Below are 534 nucleotides of genomic sequence, written 5' to 3'. Positions count from 1 at the left end.
TGACTTTCTACCTCACTCTTTCTCTCTATACATATCATTCGCCCAAACAAATCTCTTTCATTCTCTAAATAGGCAGCAAAAGGGTAACATATGATACAAGTGATGTTTTTTTTTAATTTTTGATATATATGTAGGTAATAAGAGAAAGTGGAGGAACTAATTTACAACTCTCGCGACTTAAATTTGTTTACTGCGTTGGAAAGATGAAGAATTTCGGTGTTCAATTGTTGTATAAGTGACTGTAATTTGTCAGCGGTGTCCAGCACTTCCACCCTACCGGTGTGAGGGTTGAATCTGACTTCGAAAGGTCTGGACATTCCCTGGACCCAACGTCTGAATTTGTCTTTGGCATCTTCGAAACTTTCGGCTACGAAATAAATCGGTTGGTATTCCTGGTCTTGGTAGGGTTGAACCGCGGTGGTTGCTGGTTCGAAGGGTCTTAGTTCGGGTTTGTCGCTCATGGCGTGGAGGAGTTCTCCATCAGCACTCAGAAGACCTGCCCCCTAGGCTTTCACTGCTCCGTTTTATTTGCAG

General features: G+C 42.7%; 1 protein-coding gene. It reads right to left on the bottom strand.

Annotation, left to right across the window (positions count from 1 at the left end):
- Positions 1-161 precede the first annotated feature (161 nt).
- Positions 162-491, bottom strand: coding sequence for a hypothetical protein (locus EK369_RS23050; RefSeq protein WP_497707116.1), 330 nt, complete (start codon positions 489-491; stop codon positions 162-164).
- Between the last annotated feature and the right edge of the window lie 43 nt (positions 492-534).

Origin of the sequence: Shimia sediminis, assembly GCF_003990645.1 — a bacterium.
Taxonomy (GTDB): Bacteria; Pseudomonadota; Alphaproteobacteria; order Rhodobacterales; family Rhodobacteraceae; genus Shimia; species Shimia sediminis.
This window is presented reverse-complemented; position numbering and strand designations above follow the sequence as displayed.